The 1597-nt window shown below is 23.2% G+C and carries 2 protein-coding genes; both read right to left on the reverse strand.

Annotated elements, in window-relative coordinates; genetic code table 11:
• Positions 1-153 precede the first annotated feature (153 nt).
• A complete protein-coding gene (locus NSA23_RS16435; RefSeq protein WP_042683168.1) occupies positions 154-765 on the reverse strand; it encodes a hypothetical protein in 612 nt (203 codons plus the stop codon).
• 89 nt (positions 766-854) lie between these two features.
• Entirely contained in the window at positions 855-1412 is a 558-nt protein-coding gene (locus tag NSA23_RS16440) for a hypothetical protein (protein WP_257490800.1), read from the reverse strand.
• Between the last annotated feature and the right edge of the window lie 185 nt (positions 1413-1597).

Genomic DNA, 1597 nt, shown 5'->3' on the forward strand with positions numbered 1-1597 from the left:
CCGCTAAATTGCTTTAAACTAAGAACTGATACATTCTTATATTATGTTCTATTTTCAATTATAGTATATCATTTTTTTAAAAAAAGTACAAAAATAAAAACAAAATTCAACAATCAGGCTCCAAAGATAATTCTCTAACAAAACATTTCTTCACTACTTACTTTTTAAAGTAGCAAATGTTAAATTATCAAGTCCCATTATTCGATCGTCAAACATTTGTAAAAATCTTGTGAAATCATCTGTTAAATATTTGTAATCAAACTCATTGATACCCCTATAAATATATAATTCATTTTCCAACTTAAATGAATTACTATCAATTAACCCAGTTACATTATCAATAAATACATATATATATAAAAACTCATATTCATCCAAACTTATAGTAATATTTTCTTTTTCAGATAGAAATATTTTATTATTTTTATCTGCTTTAGTATTTAAAACAAATTTTGAAAGCTTTATTTTTTTCACATCTAAATTATATTTTATATATAAATCATTTAATTCATTCTTAAATAACTTTTCATCATCTCCAAATAATATATCTATATCTTCATAAAATTGATACTTCTTTATTTCTTTAGAATCCATATTATATACAGAATAATTTTCTTCAAGATAATTTATGATAGAAGCATAATTTTTCTTATTAAACACAATTTTATCAGAATATTTATCTATTAAATTTGCAATTCTTTTTAAAAATAAATCCTCATGAACTCGAAACTTATCATTATAATTATATTCTTTCATACAAGACATATTTTTTCCTCCTAATTAAGTAAAAAAATAGTGAGTATATGTTTCTCACTATTTTTTTACTTACATTTCAATTTTCAATATTAAATATACTATCTAGGCCATACATTATACCAATTATTATGTGCTATAGCATATTCTCCAGTATGAACTCTAAAACCCCCTGATTTCAATCTTACTTGATAATGTTTTCTATTAGGTAAACTAATAGTACCTATTTTAATATTTCTAGAATTACTCATACCAAAGTGTTTAGTATGTGCCTTATTATATAATATATCCCTATTAATTACTCCATCCCTAACTTGAATAACTCCACTAAACATATCAGCTTGATAACGACCAGAAAGTTTAAAATGCATTGAAAGAGCATATTTTCCAGATTTAACTTTACTCATATAAAATTTTACAGAACCTACACTAGCACCATTTGCAACAGTACGTATTTCTTTTCCAAATCGTTCACCAGAATTATTAATTGAATCATCAATGTATAATTCAATTTCTCCTTCATAATCTCCTTTATCATTCAATTCTAAATTAACATCTACATAATCATCCTTAGCACTTTCTGCATTAACAGTAGTAATAAAACTAAACACAAATACAATTGATAAAATAAAAGAGAAAAATCTAACAGTTTTCTTCATAAATATCCCCTTTCTTCAAGATTATTTTATAAAAAAATTCATACTACTAGCAAATATACCAAATTATATAATAAATATCAAAATAATCTTATAATCATATTTTTTTATAAATCTAATTTCACATATTGATTGTATCCCACGCCCCACTTGTATCTTTCAATAACATACTCTAAATCATCTCTTAA

This window comes from Anaerosalibacter massiliensis, from assembly GCF_024623155.1.
Lineage (GTDB): Bacteria > Bacillota > Clostridia > Tissierellales > Sporanaerobacteraceae > Anaerosalibacter > Anaerosalibacter massiliensis.